This window comes from Photorhabdus sp. RM322S (genome assembly GCF_042879395.1).
GTDB classification, from domain to species: domain Bacteria; phylum Pseudomonadota; class Gammaproteobacteria; order Enterobacterales; family Enterobacteriaceae; genus Photorhabdus; species Photorhabdus khanii.
Genome location: NZ_JBHFKW010000011.1, coordinates 106,725 through 124,283, shown reverse-complemented (window position 1 = coordinate 124,283; position 17,559 = coordinate 106,725). Strand labels below are relative to the sequence as shown.

Annotated in this window: 12 protein-coding genes; all 12 read left to right on the top strand. The window is 42.2% G+C overall.

Annotated elements, in window-relative coordinates:
- A partial coding sequence (locus ACGF63_RS09045) for an amino acid adenylation domain-containing protein (RefSeq protein WP_387630248.1) occupies nt 1-2,562 on the top strand: 2,562 nt, incomplete at its 5' end.
- An 839-nt stretch (nt 2,563-3,401) separates the two neighbouring features.
- Complete coding sequence (locus tag ACGF63_RS09040) at nt 3,402-4,610, top strand: aspartate aminotransferase family protein (protein WP_152961624.1); 1,209 nt, start codon at nt 3,402-3,404, stop codon at nt 4,608-4,610.
- Nucleotides 4,611-4,634: 24 nt separating this feature from the next.
- Nucleotides 4,635-5,663: an arginine N-succinyltransferase gene (astA, locus tag ACGF63_RS09035; protein WP_239002315.1), complete on the top strand. Its 1,029-nt coding sequence runs from the start codon at nt 4,635-4,637 to the stop codon at nt 5,661-5,663.
- 3 nt (nt 5,664-5,666) lie between these two features.
- Nucleotides 5,667-7,142: a succinylglutamate-semialdehyde dehydrogenase gene (gene astD, locus ACGF63_RS09030; protein WP_036843348.1), complete on the top strand. Its 1,476-nt coding sequence runs from the start codon at nt 5,667-5,669 to the stop codon at nt 7,140-7,142.
- 26 nt (nt 7,143-7,168) lie between these two features.
- Nucleotides 7,169-8,512, top strand: coding sequence for an N-succinylarginine dihydrolase (gene astB, locus ACGF63_RS09025; protein ID WP_036843350.1), 1,344 nt, complete (start codon nt 7,169-7,171; stop codon nt 8,510-8,512).
- 12 nt (nt 8,513-8,524) lie between these two features.
- The gene (astE, locus tag ACGF63_RS09020) at nt 8,525-9,517 is read left to right on the top strand and encodes a succinylglutamate desuccinylase (RefSeq protein WP_036843351.1); all 993 of its coding nucleotides are present in this window, start codon (nt 8,525-8,527) and stop codon (nt 9,515-9,517) included.
- 99 nt (nt 9,518-9,616) lie between these two features.
- Entirely contained in the window at nt 9,617-11,062 is a 1,446-nt protein-coding gene (locus ACGF63_RS09015) for an amino acid permease (protein ID WP_387630243.1), read from the top strand.
- A 508-nt stretch (nt 11,063-11,570) separates the two neighbouring features.
- The gene (locus tag ACGF63_RS09010) at nt 11,571-12,200 is read left to right on the top strand and encodes a hypothetical protein (protein WP_387630241.1); all 630 of its coding nucleotides are present in this window, start codon (nt 11,571-11,573) and stop codon (nt 12,198-12,200) included.
- A gap of 567 nt (nt 12,201-12,767) precedes the next feature.
- Nucleotides 12,768-13,652 carry an LPD16 domain-containing protein gene (locus tag ACGF63_RS09005; RefSeq protein ID WP_036843357.1) on the top strand — a complete coding sequence of 295 codons (885 nt, stop codon included), beginning with the start codon at nt 12,768-12,770 and terminating at the stop codon, nt 13,650-13,652.
- 12 nt (nt 13,653-13,664) lie between these two features.
- Nucleotides 13,665-14,819 (top strand): cysteine desulfurase family protein, encoded by a 1,155-nt coding sequence (locus ACGF63_RS09000; protein ID WP_387630237.1) that lies wholly within the window; start codon nt 13,665-13,667, stop codon nt 14,817-14,819.
- 11 nt (nt 14,820-14,830) lie between these two features.
- On the top strand, nt 14,831-15,655 hold the full coding sequence (locus ACGF63_RS08995; protein ID WP_036843361.1) for a class I SAM-dependent methyltransferase: 825 nt from the start codon (nt 14,831-14,833) through the stop codon (nt 15,653-15,655).
- A gap of 600 nt (nt 15,656-16,255) precedes the next feature.
- Nucleotides 16,256-16,888 carry a hypothetical protein gene (locus ACGF63_RS08990; protein ID WP_036843363.1) on the top strand — a complete coding sequence of 211 codons (633 nt, stop codon included), beginning with the start codon at nt 16,256-16,258 and terminating at the stop codon, nt 16,886-16,888.
- Nucleotides 16,889-17,559 lie beyond the last annotated feature (671 nt).

Genomic DNA, 17,559 nt, shown 5'->3' with positions numbered 1-17,559 from the left:
GCGTTAGTGTATGAAACACAAACTTTCAGTTATGCCGAATTAAATGCCCGCGCTAATCGGTTAGCCCATCAGCTAATTGCCCTAGGTGTAGAACCGGACCAGCGGGTGGCGATTTGCGTGGCACGTTCACCGGCAATGGTAGTGGGATTATTGGCAGTACTGAAAGCGGGCGCGGCTTATGTGCCACTCGATCCGGATTATCCGGGTGAGCGTCTAACACATATTTTGGCTGATGTTTCACCGGTTATTTTACTGGCTGATGACGTTGGGCGTGCCGTGTTGGGCGAGAACGCGCTGACTGGGTTGACCGTGTTTGATCCGAATACCTTGCCTGACCAGCCAGATAGCAATCCACAGAGACCTGAATTAACCTCACGGCACCTGGCGTATGTGATTTACACCTCCGGCTCGACCGGCACACCGAAGGGTGTGATGGTTGAACATAGGCAACTGGTCAGTCAAATTACTTCGCTGAACACGAAGTGGTCGTTTAACGCATCTGACCGTCTATTGCAATTTTGCAACCCTTCTTTTGACGTTTGTGCATCAGAAATATTTTGCGCAATAACACAGGGGGCACAATTAGTCTTAAGGACAAATCAATGGATCCTGAGTGCGCAGGAGTTCTGGCGTCTGTGTGAGTCTTATAAAATTACCTACATTGCGATACCGGCCCAATTCTGGCGGATAATATCAGATGTTAATGAAGGCGATATCTATCAGGGCTTGAGGATGATTTGCATTGGTGGGGAAGCGATATCTGATCATGAGTTACAACGCTGGTTATCGGCTCACCGTGAATACCCTGTTCTGGTGAATTGCTACGGTCCTACAGAAGCGACGATTACCACGACGATATCTTGCCTGAACGAAATGGCAGGGCAGGCCAATATCATTGGTCGTCCGCTGCCGAATACACGTGTTTACTTGTTGGATGCCCAAGGTCAGCCAATACCGCTAGGAGCAGTAGGGGAATTGTATGTTGGCGGGGCCGGTGTAGCACGGGGCTATCTCAATCGTCCTGAGCTGACCACGGAATACTTCCTTGCTGATCCGTTTAGTGATAACCCAGAGGCCCGGATGTACCGCACCGGGGATTTGGCTCGCTACTTGCCGGATGGCAACCTGGAATTCTTGGGGCGTAACGACCAGCAGGTGAAAATTCGTGGTTTCCGTATTGAACCGGGTGAAATTGAGGCCCGGTTGGTGGAGCATCCTGCGGTCAGTAAATCTGTAGTACTGGCGCAGGGTGAGGGGCAGGACAAACGACTGGTTGCTTATGTGGTGGCGCAAGCGGATGAAGGGTTGGCGAATAGCCTGCGTACCCACCTGAGTGCCATTTTGCCGGACTATATGGTGCCGTCAGCCTTTGTGCGTCTGGACGCGTTTCCATTGACGCCAAACGGTAAGTTGGATCGTCGTGCGTTACCGGAGCCGGACAATGAAGCGTTTGCTCATCAGGCTTATGAAGCGCCACAAGGCGAAACGGAAACCGTATTAGCAGCGATTTGGTGTGAATTGCTGGGGATTGAGCAGGTTAGCCGGTATGACAATTTCTTCGCGTTGGGCGGCCACTCACTGCTTGCCATGCGAATGATGAATCTTGCCGCCGGTCGGGGTTTGATTTTTACATTGAATGCTCTGTTCCAATTCCCGGTGTTATCCGAATTGGCATCGAAAATCACCTCGGATTTATTGTCTCAGCCGCAAAGCGAGGCTATATCGGTGCGACCTGACGGAATAGGGCTGCCATTGTTCTTTGTTCCCAGTGGCATGGGTGACTATTCCTATGTCTTCGGACTGGCTCAACATATCCCGTCGGGCTACCCGATTTATGCGTTGCCTTGGTCGTCTATTCATGAAGAACCGATGTCAACGATGGAAGAGCAGGCTGCCAGAATGATCACCTTGATGAAAGCGGTACAACCCGTAGGTCCGTATCGGATAAGTGGCTACTCTTCCGGTGGGATATTGGCTTATGCCATTGTCCAGCGGCTTTTGGGTGCTGGCGAGCGAGTCAGTTTCTTGGGGTTGATTGATACACCTGCGCCTCATTATTTTGGCAAAGAGGCCATGCAGTCCAAACATCATTTCTTTACTGAACTGGCCCGGCAGGCAGGGGAGGAATGCAAAGAAGAGATTGCGGCGTTGTACCGGCAAATTGATGAATTGAATTTGGTGCAGGTTATTGAAGCGGCACAAGCATTGGCGTTATATCCGGCAAGTCTGCGTGCTGATGTGATCGCAAAACGTTGGGAACAGATCGCGGGTTATGGACAAATCGTTGCGGATTATAAGCCGTCAGCATTAGCAATAACGCTGCATCAGTTCTATGCGGTAGAACCTTCTCCCGCTATTTCTTTTGTGACGGATGAGAAGCCTGAGTCGGTAAATATAGAGCCGTCGTTAGGTTGGGAGCGGATCATGCCCGATACTTCACTTAAGTTGATTGCTATTCCGGGTAACCATTTTAGTTTATTGGAAGATAATGAAAATAAAGCCGCTTTAGCTCAGGCTTTGAATATGGCGCTGGCAATCAGTGGTGATGGGGAGGTGCTATAATACTAATATATTAAGGAATATTGAATAATTTAACATTGGTGTGATAATCCGGTATACATTGTTTATACCGGATTGTTTCTCTGTTAAACAGAATGGGGAAAGGAATTATTCCCATAAATAATTGCCTTCGGATAGCCTCTTATTTGTTTCTCTACCCAAGTAAATCATTAGGATAAGGTTGGACGTGATCAATTTTTTACAAATAATCTGATCAGGTAGTGATGTTGTTATTGCTTGAAATCTAACAAAGTTCAGACATCGCTAATCTTTTTGGCAAGATAGTTAATTTTGTATTAAGTTATAGTCAGATTGTTCACTTATTTTGTTATTTTGACGATAGATTTACCCCGGTTTTTGCAAAATTAAATTCCGTCAAATTTTATTTGACATTTAAATAGATAAGTTTCTGGTGTTATTAATGAATAATTATTTATTTATTTTTCTCATCTATAGGTATCAGGTTTAATTTATTCATCATTTATTCCTTGTTTATTCACAATAAGTGCATAAATCGTGCATAAAAATACTTCTTGGAATTTTGAACGAGATCAAAAAGTATTTTTTTTGTTTATGACTTGTGTTGACTTTGTTAAGCATGAGCAACAGTATCTGTCCAATGGCTGAGCAACTATTTTTCGAAAATAGTGATGAGGATTAATAAGCATAATATTAACGAAATCCTGTAATTTTATTATTTTTAAGGCTTTTTAGGTTTCAACTTAGTCAACCTTATTACCTCAGCATTCATTAATAATTTGTGTAAGTATGAGATGAAAAATGATGCGGAGCATATTGTTTTATCTCGTCCGAATACTCTCTATTTTAAGGGGAAATGATCTATGTTAGAAAATATTCAGAGAAGTTGGTTTGATCACTATATGGTACCTTGTTTTTCTCCGGCTAAGTTCATACCTGTTCGGGCTAAAGGTTCGAGAGTATGGGATCAGGATGGCAAGGAATATATTGATCTTGCTGGTGGAATTGCGGTGAATTCATTAGGGCACGCCCATCCGGAATTAAAAGATGAGTTAATTTCTCAGATTGAGAAAATATGGCATATAGGAAATGGTTACACCAATGAGCCCGTGCTGAAATTAGCAAAGAAACTCGTGGAAAATACTTTTGCTGATAAAGTGTTTTTCTGTAATTCAGGGGCAGAAGCTAACGAGGCGGCATTAAAATTAGCCAGAAAATATGCTGCTGATAAATATGGAAAAAATAAAAACGAGATTATCTCATTTAACGATTCTTTTCATGGCAGGACATTATTTACTGTTACGGTAGGAGGGCAACCAAAATATTCACAAGATTACGCTCCTCTGCCTCAAGAAATTACTCATCTTCCTTATAACGATTTGTCTGCGATCAGAGAACACATTTCTGAGCATACCTGTGCGGTTATTGTTGAGCCGATTATCGGTGAAGGTGGCGTTATTCCTGCTGATCCTGCATTTTTGAAGGGATTGCGTACGTTATGTGATCGTTTTCAAGCGCTGCTCATTTTTGATGAAATTCAGACGGGAGTGGGCCGTACCGGATATCTTTATGCTTATCAGGAATATGGTGTCGAGCCTGATATTCTTACCAGTGCTAAAGGTCTCGGAGGGGGCTTCCCTATCGGTGCCATGTTGACAAAACAACCTATTGCAGAGGTTTTTCAACCGGGAACACACGGCACGACGTTTGGTGGTAATCCGTTGGCAGCAGCCGTTGCCAATAAGGTGCTTTCAATTGTTAATCAGACAGAGCTTCTCACCGGAGTTCAGCAGCGCCATGAATATTTTATGGATAAGTTATCGGAACTGAATCAGCGTTATCAATTATTTAGCTGTTTGCGGGGCAAAGGGCTACTTTTGGGCGCTGAATTGAATCAAGCCTGGCAGGGTAAGGCGAAGCAGTTAACCAATATAGCCGCAGAGGAAGGATTAATTGCCTTGATTGCCGGCCCGGATGTATTGCGCTTTGCGCCGGCATTAAACATCGAATTTGCTGATATTGATGAAGGTTTGGTTCGTCTTGAAAGCGCCATCATGCGGTTCATAGGTTAATAGTAGGTTGAAGGTGACGTTATGATGCTTTTCCGAACTGTCCGGCATAGTGACTTAAATGGTATTCAGTCCTTATCTGAACGCGCTGGTATAGGTCTGACATCTTTACCAAATAACCTGGAGCAATTACGTGCACGTATTTCACGTAGCGTGGATACTTTCGATGGAAAACTGACCAGGGCCCAGCAGGGATTCCTTTTTGTGCTGGAAGATACCAGCGAGAATCGTGTCGTGGGAGTCAGCGCCATAGAAGCGGCAGTAGGACTGGAGGAGCCGTTTTATAATTTTCGTGTACAAAGAACCATTCGTTCGTCACGTGAGTTGGGAATTTATAAGGTTATTGAAGCCTTATCTCTGGAGCAAGATCAGACCGGTAACACCGAGTTATGTACCTTGTTCCTGGATCCGGAATATCAGAAAGGGAAAAACGGCACGTTTCTTTCTAAAGCCCGTTTTCTTTTTATTGCCGCATTCAGGGATCTTTTTTCGAAAATATTATTCGCTGAAATGCGCGGTGTGGCAGATGAGAAAGGCAATTCACCTTTTTGGAATGCACTGGGACAGCACTTTTTTGGTATTCCTTTCTCCCAGGCAGACTACTTAACCGGTATTGGATCGAAAACCTTTATTGCCGAATTGATGCCCCTTCACCCTGTTTATATCTCCTTATTACCCTCGGAGGCACAGAGGGTGATAGGGCAGGTTCATGAGAAAACGGTCCCGGCCCGCGCAATCCTCGAAAAAGAAGGTCTGGCCTATGAAGGCCATATCGATATTTTTGATGCAGGCGCTTTACTACAGGCCGAGATCGACCAGATACGCGCAGTAAAAGAGAGCCGGCTTGTTCCTGTCAGCCGGGTTAAGTCAGTTGCCAGAAACGATGGGGTACCCTGCATCATTGCTAATCAGCGCTTTAGTGACTTTCGTGCGCTGTTACTGAATGTTGCGTATGGCAGTGATGAGATTCTTTTAACATCAGCGGAAATGGACGCACTCCAAATCAATGACGGAAATCAGGTACGACTCGTCACTCTTTTTCCAAGGGAACACTAAGATATGAATCATAAAGTACATTACATTGGGGGCAAGTGGGTTGAGGGGCAGGGTGAGTTGATGACTAAATTTGCCCCAATAGATCAGAAAATGCTGTGGCAAGCTAACAGTGCTGATTCTTCTCAAGTGAAAGAAGCTTGTCAGTTTGCCCGTGAGGCGTTTTATTCGTGGTCACATCTGCCGGTTAGCGAGCGAATTAAGATTGTCCAGAAGTTTGCCGCTTTGCTAAATGACGAGAAAGAGCCTTTGGCGCATGTTATCAGTCAGGAAACCAGCAAGCCATTATGGGAAGCTCGTACTGAAATACAATCCATGATAGGTAAGGCGGCGATTTCTATCGAAGCATGGGAACAGCGCACCGGAGAGTCGGAAATCATTATGCCGGACGGCCGGGCCTTACTGCGCCACCGTCCTCATGGTGTGATGGCGGTTTTTGGTCCGTATAATTTTCCTGGTCACTTACCGAATGGTCATATTATCCCTGCGCTTATTGCCGGTAATACGCTGGTGTTTAAACCGAGTGAACTGACACCGATGACCGCAGAAGAAACCATAAGACTATGGGAAAAAGCCGGTTTGCCCGCCGGTGTGCTTAATCTGGTTCAAGGGGCGCGCAATACCGGCACGGCGCTGCTAGAGGACAAGCAGATTGATGGTGTGCTGTTTACCGGGAGCGCCAATACTGGCTTTCACTTTCACCGCCTGTTTGGCGGTCAGCCAGAGAAAATGCTCGCCCTTGAAATGGGAGGGAACAACGCACTGATCGTAGATACTTGCGATGATATTGATGCAGCCGTTTACACTATTGTGCAGTCAGCATTTATCTCAGCCGGTCAGCGTTGCACTTGTGCCCGCAGATTACTGGTAAAAAATGGCGCGCACGGGGATGCGGTGATTAAGCGTCTGGTGGAGGTGACTGAACAGATTGTTCCAGCGCATTGGGATGCACAACCCCAACCTTTTATGGGGGGCGTCATTTCTCTACAGGCGGTTCAGAATCTGTTGGAAGCGCAAGATCGGTTGCAAAAACTCGGTGGGATTTCGCTGGTTTTGTTGGAACAACGCGATCCTCAATCAACGTTGCTGACACCCGGGATTATTGATGTTAGCCAGGTGGCTGATGTGCCTGATGAAGAGTATTTTGGCCCGCTACTCACGCTTATGCGTTATGACACGTTTGATGAAGCGCTGGCAGTAGCGAATAACACCCGGTTCGGATTGGCTACGGGTTTGATTTCGCCGGATGCTTCGTTGTTCCAACGCTTGTCGGAAGATGCGAGAGCCGGAATTGTGAACTGGAATAAGCCATTGACAGGGGCTTCCAGTAAAGCGCCTTTTGGTGGCATTGGCGCTTCGGGAAACTTCCGCCCCAGCGCTTATTATGCTGCTGATTACTGCGCCTGGCCTATGGCATCTTTGGTGACTGACAAACTCGCTTTACCTGAAACGCTCGCGCCGGGGATCCATTTTCCTGATTAACTTATACAATCTTTCCAGAGGTATTTATGTCCGGTTTTGAAGCAAATTTTGATGGTTTGGTTGGCCTGACTCATCATTACGCAGGGCTTTCAGTCGGCAATAAAGCGTCTATACATAACCGGGACCGAGTGTCTAACCCACGTAAAGCTGCGCTGCAAGGGCTGATGAAAATGAAAGCGCTGGCTGATGCGGGGTTTGTTCAGGGGGTACTGCCACCACAACAACGTCCCAATATTCCAGCCTTACGTAATTTAGGTTTTACGGGCAGTGATGAGCAAATACTTGATAAAGCAGCTAAATATTCTCCAGTGTTATTATCAAAACTGAGTTCTGCTTCATCAATGTGGACAGCAAACGCGGCAACAGTGTCACCTTCGGCGGATAGTGCTGACCAACGGGTACACTTCACCGTAGCAAATTTAAATAACAAACTGCACCGTTTGCTGGAAGTCGAAACGACGGCAGCCGCGTTAAAAGCCACTTTTGCTAATCAAAACCATTTTGTCCATCATCAGGCGCTTGTGCAGCATGAAAATTTCGGTGATGAAGGAGCGGCAAACCATAATCGCCTCGGTGGTGAATATGATAGGCCCGGCGTACAGGTGTTTGTCTATGGCCGTAGCGCGTTTCGTGGCAGCCCGGTGCCCCAGCGCTATCCCGCACGACAAACACTGGAAGCAAGTGAAGCCATTGCACGGTTGCATCAGCTTAATCCGGCACAAACCGTTTTTGTGCAGCAAAACCCGGTCGCCATTGACAGCGGTGTTTTCCATAATGATGTGATTGCGGTGAGCAACCGAAATGTTCTTTTTCATCATCAGCATGCTTATCTGGATCAGGATCAGGCTTTGACTGAAATTAAGCAGAAAATGGCGGTGTTGGGACATGATTTTATCTCAATTGAAGTCTCTTCCGAGCAGGTCAGTATCAAAGATGCGGTCGCTTCTTATCTCTTTAATAGTCAATTACTGAGTAAAGCTGATGGAAAAATGGTGATTGTTGTGCCGGAAGAGTGCCGCCAGAGTGCGATTGTCTGGGCCTATTTACAGTCACTGACTGCGCAAACGTCATCACCCATTAATGAAGTATGCGTTTTTGATCTGCGGGAAAGTATGCGTAATGGCGGCGGCCCGGCGTGTTTACGTCTGAGGGTTGTGCTGAATGACGCTGAATTTAGCGCGGTTAATCCTGCGACAATAATGAATACCCGGCTTTATGATCGCCTGACTCAATGGATAGAACAGCACTATCGTGATGAGTTATGTGCTGGCGAACTGGTTGATCCCCAATTACTTCGTGAAGTTTATACCGCTCTGGATGAGCTTACGCAGATCCTGAATTTAGGGTCGATCTATGAATTTCAACGCTAAATTGGAGCAGATATGGATCTGTTAACTTTATTGCTTGAAAAGAAACTTGCCAGCCACCTGACGTTTCCAGAAACAATTAATGCGAGTTGGCTGGCAGAAGGAGTATTGCAACTTATTCCCCATGTTCCCCATGAAGGAAAAAACCGGTCACTGGTGATTTCTGCCGGTATTCACGGTAATGAAACCGCGCCCATTGAAATACTGATTCAGTTACTGGCACAGTTGGCAGATGGCACGTTACCGTTAAAAAATAACCTGTTGATTATCTTTGGTAACTTGCCGGCTATGCGGGAGAATCGACGTTATCTGCATAACGATTTGAATCGCATGTTTGGTGGCCGTTATCTGGATTTTCCTCTGGGAAATGAGCGATCACGCGCGGCTGAACTTGAAAATATTGTCAGTTGCTTTTTTGCTGAACCTTCAGTGTCCTCTGCAAATATGCGCTGGCATATTGATCTGCATACCGCTATACGTGCTTCTCATCATGAACAATTTGCATTGTTACCTGCTCAAAGCCGTCCATTTTCTGCTGAATTTATGCAATGGTTGAATGACAGCGATATTGATGCGCTTGTTTATCATCGTTCAAAAGCAGGGACTTTCAGCCATTTTCTGCATGAAAAGTTTGGGGCGGATAGCTGTACGATGGAAATGGGTAAGGCGATGCCTTTTGGTAGAAATGATTTAACAAGGTTCCAAAAAATTACGGATTCTCTTTATGGTTTAATCTCTTTATCACAAATAGCCGCACGAGTTAAACCTGAGCTGAAACATTACCAGGTAATGGATGCCATTATTAAGAGCGATGAAAGTTTCCAGCTTCATATTCCCGCAGATACCATGAACTTCACTGAATTGCCGGAGGGATTTGAAATCGCCAGCCAGCATGATCACCATTGGAAAATTAAATTCCCGGCAAAATTTATTTTATTTCCTAATGCTGAGGTTGCTAATGGATTACGAGCGGGATTGTTACTTGCCTTAAATGAAAAAAATAATTAAATAAAATAAACTCCATTTTCTTCCTGAAGCAGTGACAACTTCTTCTTCAGAAAGATTCAGCGGTCTGTTTCTTCGCTTTAATGACGGACGGGTATTATCATGATACAAAATAATAAAAATCAACAAAACATTTCGGCAGAAAAATGCTCTGGTTCGCAAGAGCTTCATCGGGGATTGAGTGCACGCCATATTCAGTTAATTTCCATTGGCGGTGCTATTGGTACAGGCTTATTTATGGGGTCAGGAAAGACCATTGCCATATCCGGTACATCGATCATTATTACCTATGCCATTGTGGGTTTTTTTGTCTATATGGTGATGCGGGCGATGGGGGAATTACTTCTCACTAAACTGAATTATCGCTCTTTTGCTGATTTCGTATCTGATTATTTAGGGACGAAAGCGAGTTTTTTTCTCGGCTGGACTTACTGGATGAGTTGGATTGTATCCTGTATTGCTGATGTTGTGGTTTGTGGCGGATATATTCAATATTGGTTCCCTGGCGTCTCTCTTTGGGTACCTGCGTTTTTGACGCTGGGTTTACTTTGTACTTGCAATCTTCTTTCTGTGCGATTATTTGGCGAAGCTGAATTTTGGTTCGCCATTATTAAGGTGATTGCTATTTTAGCGTTGATTATTGTTGGTATCGGTATGGTGATGATAGGTTGGCAATCACCGGATGGTATGACCGCATCTATTAATAATTTGACTGATCCATCAGTATTTCTGCCGAATGGTATTTTTGGTTTTTTTGCCGGTTTCCAGATAGCGATTTTTTCTTTCACGGGTGTTGAACTGGTGGGGACCATGACAGCGGAAACAAAAGATCCGGAAAAGATATTGCCGAAAGCGATCAAGAATATTCCGATAAGAATCATTATTTTCTATATTTTCTCCATGCTAAGCATCATTGCGGTGACTTCCTGGGGAAGGATTTCATCTGAAACCAGTCCTTTTGTGACCTTATTTGCTCTGGCTGGTTTGCCTGCCGCCGCCGCTATTGTTAACTTTGTTGCATTAACGTCGGCAATGTCCTCTGCTAACAGTGGGTTATACGCCTGTACGCGCATGCTTTATGGCTTATCAACGGAAAGAAATGCGCACCGGAAATTTAAAATTCTTTCCCGTAATACAGCGATTCCTGTACATAGCCTGATATTTTCCTGCTTCTGCATGATCATTGGCACATCACTTTTATTTATCATGCCGGATGTCATGAGATTATTTATTATTGTATCAACCGTTGCCTCTATTATGGTTATTTATAGCTGGTGTATGATATTGATTGCTTATTTAGCTTATCGTAAACATCATCCTGATTTGCATAAGTGTTCAATATTTAAGATGCCTCTGGGGGTGCCAATGACCTGGATAACGCTGGTTTTTTTCGCTCTGACTGTCGTCGTTATGGTTTTTGATCCGGATACATTGGTTGCGCTCTGTGGCACCCCTTTATGGTTTATTGCGTTAAGTATTTTGTGGCGCATGAAGAAGAAAAATGAGGCGCAGGAAGAACAATGTTCGAGGAGTCACCAGTTATTTTAAAGTAAGATTGCATTTTCTATTGAAAGCTATTTTACAAAAGATATAAATAGTTATTGGACTTTATTATCAAAATGGTTTTTTTATAAAAATAACTGTAGATCGAGTATTTAGATTATTATGGAATAAAAAAATAATGATTATTCTATTGTGTGTATAATATTATGATAATTTGCGATGGTTGGTTTTGCATATTATTGAAATTATTCTTTTTTTATCTTATTGTTATCTTGTTTTTTAATATTTCAATAAGTTTTTTTTAACTTGGTCATTCTTGAATTTGTTTTTTCTGATTGTGTCATCTATCTTTATTTAAAGGTGGGTGATAATGAGAGAGGCTAACGAAATAATCTTATATTAATGGCATAATAAGTTTTATAGTGGAATAGTGTTTTAAATTATTATGTGCTATTTAGCGCCATAGTATATTCTAACATTAATTTATTAATGATGACAATGAAGTTTATCTTTTATTGGGTGTAAAAACTATTAATAACACAAGGATAACAATATGAGTTTTAATAAAAAAGTTTTTCTTATTTCCCCTTTTTTACTCATTATGAGTAGTTTTAGTATGGCATGTAAAACAGATCCGGAAGTAGAAAAAGTCATAATCAAAAATAATCTGCAAGATACCAAAGTTATGTCTATGTATAAAAGTTGCACGCTTACAGTCGATGTAAACACGCCGAATAAAATTACGCTAATAAATAAAAAAGCTTTAAATCTTGATAGTAATTCAGAAAAAGCAATGTATTGGTATAGAGGGATGGGTATAAATGAATATAAAGTATTTGATCATAATAAATATACAAAAGTTCCTTGCGTCACAGAAGAAAGTTTCTGTGGAATAGCCCCCGAATATACCTATGCGAAAAGTTATCTGACAAATAAAAACCCAGGAGTTGTTATTGAGTTCAGTACGATAGAACCGGGGTGGTTATATAATGATTTTACAGTTAAAAATAAGTGTCAAATTAAAGCTGAAGGTGGAGGAACATACGGGCTTGGTAAAACAGGAACATCGGCAAGTTGTGATGTGGAATATAAGAAACTTGGAATAGGAAATGTATTTAATAAGTGGTTGGAAAAACCAACAAAAATAGACGTTATAATTTTTTATGTGGTATTAGCAAAATAGGTTTTAAACGATATTCTCTAAATATATAGCACCGAATGTTGATAACTTCGGTGCTATGCCTGTGCAGCAGGTGATGTACAGTTACACAGAATTCTTGGTCGCCATTGACAGCTCAATCTTTCGCTAATGCAGAGATATTCAGTTTTTATCGTACTGGATGCTCTCTTTATTCCATTTCATGAATAAGTTCCTATATGTGTCAGTAAATTTTAATTAATTATTGTGATTGTTCTATTTTGTTAATGTTAACTCTATAATTTATTTCTGGTCGATAACTGATGATTTACGATGGTGAATTACAAGTTAATTATAAATAACATTTTGTTTAATCTATATATTCAATATATAAATATATATATGCATTATTAATATTTTATTAAATTATTAATTAATTGCTAACTAAATATATTGAAATATATAATTAATTACCCACAGAATAACTATTCTGAGGGAGGTGCTCATAGTGAGTGAAATTCAGAGATCCACCGGGGACGTTCGAGGGGTCATACTGTTTTCAACGCTATGGCACGGACTTTCGATTAACAATAACAACAATAGCGAGAGCATATGCAACAAATCAGCATCTCACACAGCCACCGTCTGGTTCAATCCGAGGCAGAGTTATTCGATCTTATTCTCACCGAAGTGACTAACACGCCGCATTCGGATCTCGTCATTATGGCAGGGCATTTCATGCTCTTCCTTGATGAAGCCCAAGGATGCCTCGTACCGGGGGTCATTGAAGAAAATACTTCGCCCATGCGAGAAAAAATTGAACGGCGCGTAGGAATCTTTCCTGGATACACCTGGGAACTTGGTGTTCGAATCGCAGAGCAGCTTAATAACCAATTCAAAGCGATTAAATTTCTGCTGCTCATTAACGATTGGCAATATGTTTCACTCTCCAGTGGACCTGCATCCGAACTAAGAAGTGTTTATTATGAGAAATTCTCCGCGCTGCCGGATTCGTATAGCTCCGTTTTGAAACGTAGCGGGCAATTCTCTGAGCAAAACATGCTCGCCAGCCGAAAGCATCCTCTTGTCTATCCGGAAACCTGGCTGAAATACCGGTTCCAGAAAAGCGCCGATAAGTTAGTAAAAGCGGGGCTGTTAAATCGTCGCGTTCTCGATAATGGCCCTGATGCCGGAACCGAAATTTCCCTTGTGGACGAAAATGGTAACTATAAGCCTCTTATTACTTGCGGTGTTACCGGATGTGCGGGAGAGATCACTGAGATGATCTCTGAGGTCTACAAGGCGCAACATCGTCTTCTGGTGATCTTTGCTCCCGGCGAATGCTTTCAACCTGTCAAAACAGGGGTAAGCACTGCGCTCTCCCTGTATGGGCTTTCGGGTATGAAGGTGATCGTTGCGGATCCCGGTGGAAGCGGAGAAATGCAGACACAGGAGATCTATTCGAAGCTTGTTAACGTTGCCGTCTTCACTTCCTGATGGGGAGTTATTATGAATGTTAATGAAAACCCGAATGGCATCATCTATCTGGATCATTGTGCCACGACACCATGTTTTCCTGAGGTTGCCGACATCATGCGGTTCTACATGGAGCATGAATTTGGTAATTCTTCTTCTGCTCATGTGATGGGGCGTCGTGCCCGGCATGCGATTGAGAACGCAGCCCAACAAGTTGCGTCTCTCATCGGTGCCCGTCCAGAGGAGATTGTTTTTACATCAGGCGCTACAGAAGCCAATAACATGGCTTTTTTCTCGAGTTTTGCTCACAACGAATGCGCTCCTGCGGGGGCGCTACTTTGTCCCATCGACCATAAATCTGTGTTACTTGTGGGTAAAGAGTTGGCTCGTCGGGGGCTTGCCGTTGAGTACCTGCCGGTTGCCGCTAATGGTCGGGTACAAGCGGAAGATGTCATGACCAAACTGACTGCCGACACCCGTATTGTCAGCATTGCTCATGTGAATTCTGAGCTAGGTACCGTTCAGCTGGTGGATGAGATCGCCGCGACCACGCGTCGGTCAGGCGCTTGGCTACATGTGGATGCCGTCCAGTCTGTCGGCAAAATTCCCGTGAACGTCAAGGAAACTGGCATTGATATGCTTTCATTTTCCGCTCACAAACTACGGGGGCCGAAAGGAATTGGGGCACTTTTCGTTGATAGAAGTATCGCGGCGCATTTGCGGCCCTTCATCTATGGTGGTGGTCAGAATCATTTGCGCAGCGGCACCTTGCCAACGCCGTTAATTGTAGGGTTTGGCCTTGCGTGCCAGAGGGTTCAGTCAACCCTCATGCAACGTCAAGCAAAAGTCAATGCATTGAGAGACTATTTCATTACTCGTCTTCATCAAAGAGTGCCGGATGCAGTATTGAATACCGATATCTCTTGCAGTTCCCCATACATCGTGAATGTTCAGTTCGAAGGTATCGCTTCGGAGGCGCTAATCTCTGGGTTGCATCAGGTGGCTATATCGTCAGGTTCAGCCTGTAACTCCGCGGAACTACAGCCTTCGCACGTGCTCACAGGCATTGGCTTGAGCTTAGCTCAGGCCAATGCGTCGGTTCGGTTCTGTTTTGATCCGGATCTCGACAATGCGGTGCTGGATACTGCAATCGAACATCTTGTCTTCCGACTCAATTCTATTCGTTAGGAGTACTACCTATGACTATGCAAACTTCCCTTTCAAGTACTGGCAGTGGCTTTTACGAACGGGCTTTCGGTAGTTTCTCTGCCGAAGCGGTATCCGAGGTACGCAAAGAGACCTATGGCGAAGACTTGGGACAGAACAACTGGTCCCCTGTTGACGAGTTTAGACAGTTCTCGCAATGGCTTCAATTATCCGACCGCTCGCATGTGCTGGATGTATGCAGTGGATCTGGGGGGCCGGCCCTGTTCCTGGCGAGGAACAACGGTTGTAGGGTGACGGGTGTTGATATTCATCCTGACGGCCTTCTTACTGCCAGGCAACTTGCGGCGGATTTCGGGCTGAAAGACCAAAGCAACTTCGTTGACAGTGATGTGCGTCAGCCTCTGCCATTTCCTGACGGCACTTTTGACGCGTTATGGTGCATCGATTCTGTCATTCATATTCCGGATCGATTGGCCCTGTTGCGCGAATGGTGCCGGCTACTGAAACCGGGCGGGCGGTTCTTGTATACCGATCCTACTCTGGTAACAGGGATGCTCAGTAAAGACGAAATAGTGTTACGTGGTATGCCGGGTTATTTCCTTTACACCCCGATTGGATTGAACGAGAGTTTAATCAGCGAGGCGGGGCTTTGCCTCGAAAGGCAGGTGGATCTCACTCAAAGCGTTGTTGAGCTTAGTGAGCGTTGGCGTGCCGGGCGCGAGAAGCGCAGGGAGCAATTCACCGCAATGGAGGGTGAAGAAGCGTTCGAGCGTATGCAAAACTTCTTGTCTACCACGCGGTTAATCTCAATCGAACGAAGGATGTCGCGCGTGGCCTTTATCGGTTATCGTCCGTGATATCTTTTACCTCTTTGCCCTATTGGGCAAAGAGGTATTTTACATATTTTATGTGAATAAATACGAACCTGTTTACTCGTAGAGTCATTATGTTGTACTTATTATGTGAAGCCGGGTTTAATTTAAAGTAAATGTAGAGATTGTTCCAAAATATATTTTTAATGTTATCGGGATATGTCTGTATTTTCTTTAATTATATTTGGGATTTTCAGAGTTTATCTAAATGATTATTCGATTTTATTATCATTGCAATATGTTTTTAGACCATTGCAGAATAAAAAATTAGATAATTATTCCATTCTGTCTATTTGTGAAATTATTTTGAATTTATGTTGTTAATATATTATTTTTATGTTGTCTTGATATATAAATGAAATATTTTTTATTTTAATCATATTGGAATTTGTTTTTGTTTTTTATGATTTAATAACATATCTTTATTTAAGTCAGGTCATAGCAAGAGAGAATGATGTAATTGGTTAATTTATTATATGTCATCTGTAATGATATGTTTTAAAATAAGTATATTAACAACAATGAAATTTATTTTTATTCCATTGAACGTTAAACTTCTTAATTAAATAACGCAAGGAGATAAGTATGATTTTGAATAAAAAAGTTTTCCTGATTTCCCCTTTTTTACTTGCTATAAGTAGTTTTAGTATGGCGGCATGTAAAACAGATCCGCAGATAGAGAAAATAATCACTAAAAATGGACTGGAAAATACCAAAGTGATGTCTATGTATAAAAATTGCACACTTTCAGTCTTGGCAAATACACCCAATAAAGTGACATTAGTCAATAAGAAAGCGGCAAAACGTGATGATGAAGCAAAAAATGCGATGTACTGGTATAGAGGAATGGAAATAAAAGAATATAAAGCATTTCACCAGAATAAGTATAAAAGCCTTCCTTGTGTTAAAGGAGAAAGTTTTTGTGGAATTGCTCCCCAATATACCTATTCGCAAGGTTATCTGACAAATAAAAAACCTGGAGTTGTTATTGAGTTTAGTACAATAGAACCGAAATGGTTATATAATGAATTTACAACTAAACATAAGTGTCAAGTTAAAGCTGAGGGAGGAGGCACATACGGGCTTGGTGTGACAGGAACATCAGCGAGTTGTGATGACCAATACAAGAAACTTGGAATAGGGAATGTATTTAATAAGTGGTTGGGAAAACCAGCAAAAATAGATGTTATAATTTCTTATGTGTTATTGGCAAAATAGACCTTAATGTTTGTTCTGTAATTATGTGTTTATTGTTTTTAAATGATTTTTGTTGAAAAATATAGCACCGAATGTTTATAACTTCGGTGTTTTTTATTGGTTGTGAATTTAAGTTAACTTGTTAGTCTTCATGTAAAATAAAATGATAGGATTTACAGTTTTTTTTAGAATATAAAAAATAAATATTATCTGCAAAAATGATATTATCAGATGGTAAGATAAAACTTTCATTTGGAAATCTTTTCCGATAGGTATGAATGGTTGTTTGGTTTTTTATGAGTTTTATTTTTAGAACTAATTATAGTTTGGTGATGTTGTTTAGATTTTTATGGAATTAATGGTTAGATGTTTTTTATTATCTACTTAATATTTAAATTACTATGGAGTTATATGTCAAACATATTATTGAAATTGTTTTTTTATTTTTTTATTGAAAAATATCTTTTGATTTGGTTGTTCTGAAACTTGTCTTTTTTTATTTAATAATCTATCTTTGTTTAGGATAACTAATTAAATATTATGATTTATATTGCAAGATTATTTTGTTATTGATTTTTTATTTATAGTAGCATTATGTGAGAACACTGTATTTTTTAACGATTATATGTACTTGTTAATTAAAAAAATGAACTTTATTTTTATTATATTAATTTGAAAAATTATCAATAAAT

Bases quoted from the DNA above. Each gene is read 5' to 3' on its own strand.
- ACGF63_RS09040 (WP_152961624.1), top strand. From the start codon at position 3,402: ATGTTAGAAAATATTCAGAGAAGTTGGTTTGATCACTATATGGTACCT.
- astA (WP_239002315.1), top strand. From the start codon at position 4,635: ATGCTTTTCCGAACTGTCCGGCATAGTGACTTAAATGGTATTCAGTCC.
- astD (WP_036843348.1), top strand. From the start codon at position 5,667: ATGAATCATAAAGTACATTACATTGGGGGCAAGTGGGTTGAGGGGCAG.
- astB (WP_036843350.1), top strand. From the start codon at position 7,169: ATGTCCGGTTTTGAAGCAAATTTTGATGGTTTGGTTGGCCTGACTCAT.
- astE (WP_036843351.1), top strand. From the start codon at position 8,525: ATGGATCTGTTAACTTTATTGCTTGAAAAGAAACTTGCCAGCCACCTG.
- ACGF63_RS09015 (WP_387630243.1), top strand. From the start codon at position 9,617: ATGATACAAAATAATAAAAATCAACAAAACATTTCGGCAGAAAAATGC.
- ACGF63_RS09010 (WP_387630241.1), top strand. From the start codon at position 11,571: ATGAGTTTTAATAAAAAAGTTTTTCTTATTTCCCCTTTTTTACTCATT.
- ACGF63_RS09005 (WP_036843357.1), top strand. From the start codon at position 12,768: ATGCAACAAATCAGCATCTCACACAGCCACCGTCTGGTTCAATCCGAG.
- ACGF63_RS09000 (WP_387630237.1), top strand. From the start codon at position 13,665: ATGAATGTTAATGAAAACCCGAATGGCATCATCTATCTGGATCATTGT.
- ACGF63_RS08995 (WP_036843361.1), top strand. From the start codon at position 14,831: ATGACTATGCAAACTTCCCTTTCAAGTACTGGCAGTGGCTTTTACGAA.
- ACGF63_RS08990 (WP_036843363.1), top strand. From the start codon at position 16,256: ATGATTTTGAATAAAAAAGTTTTCCTGATTTCCCCTTTTTTACTTGCT.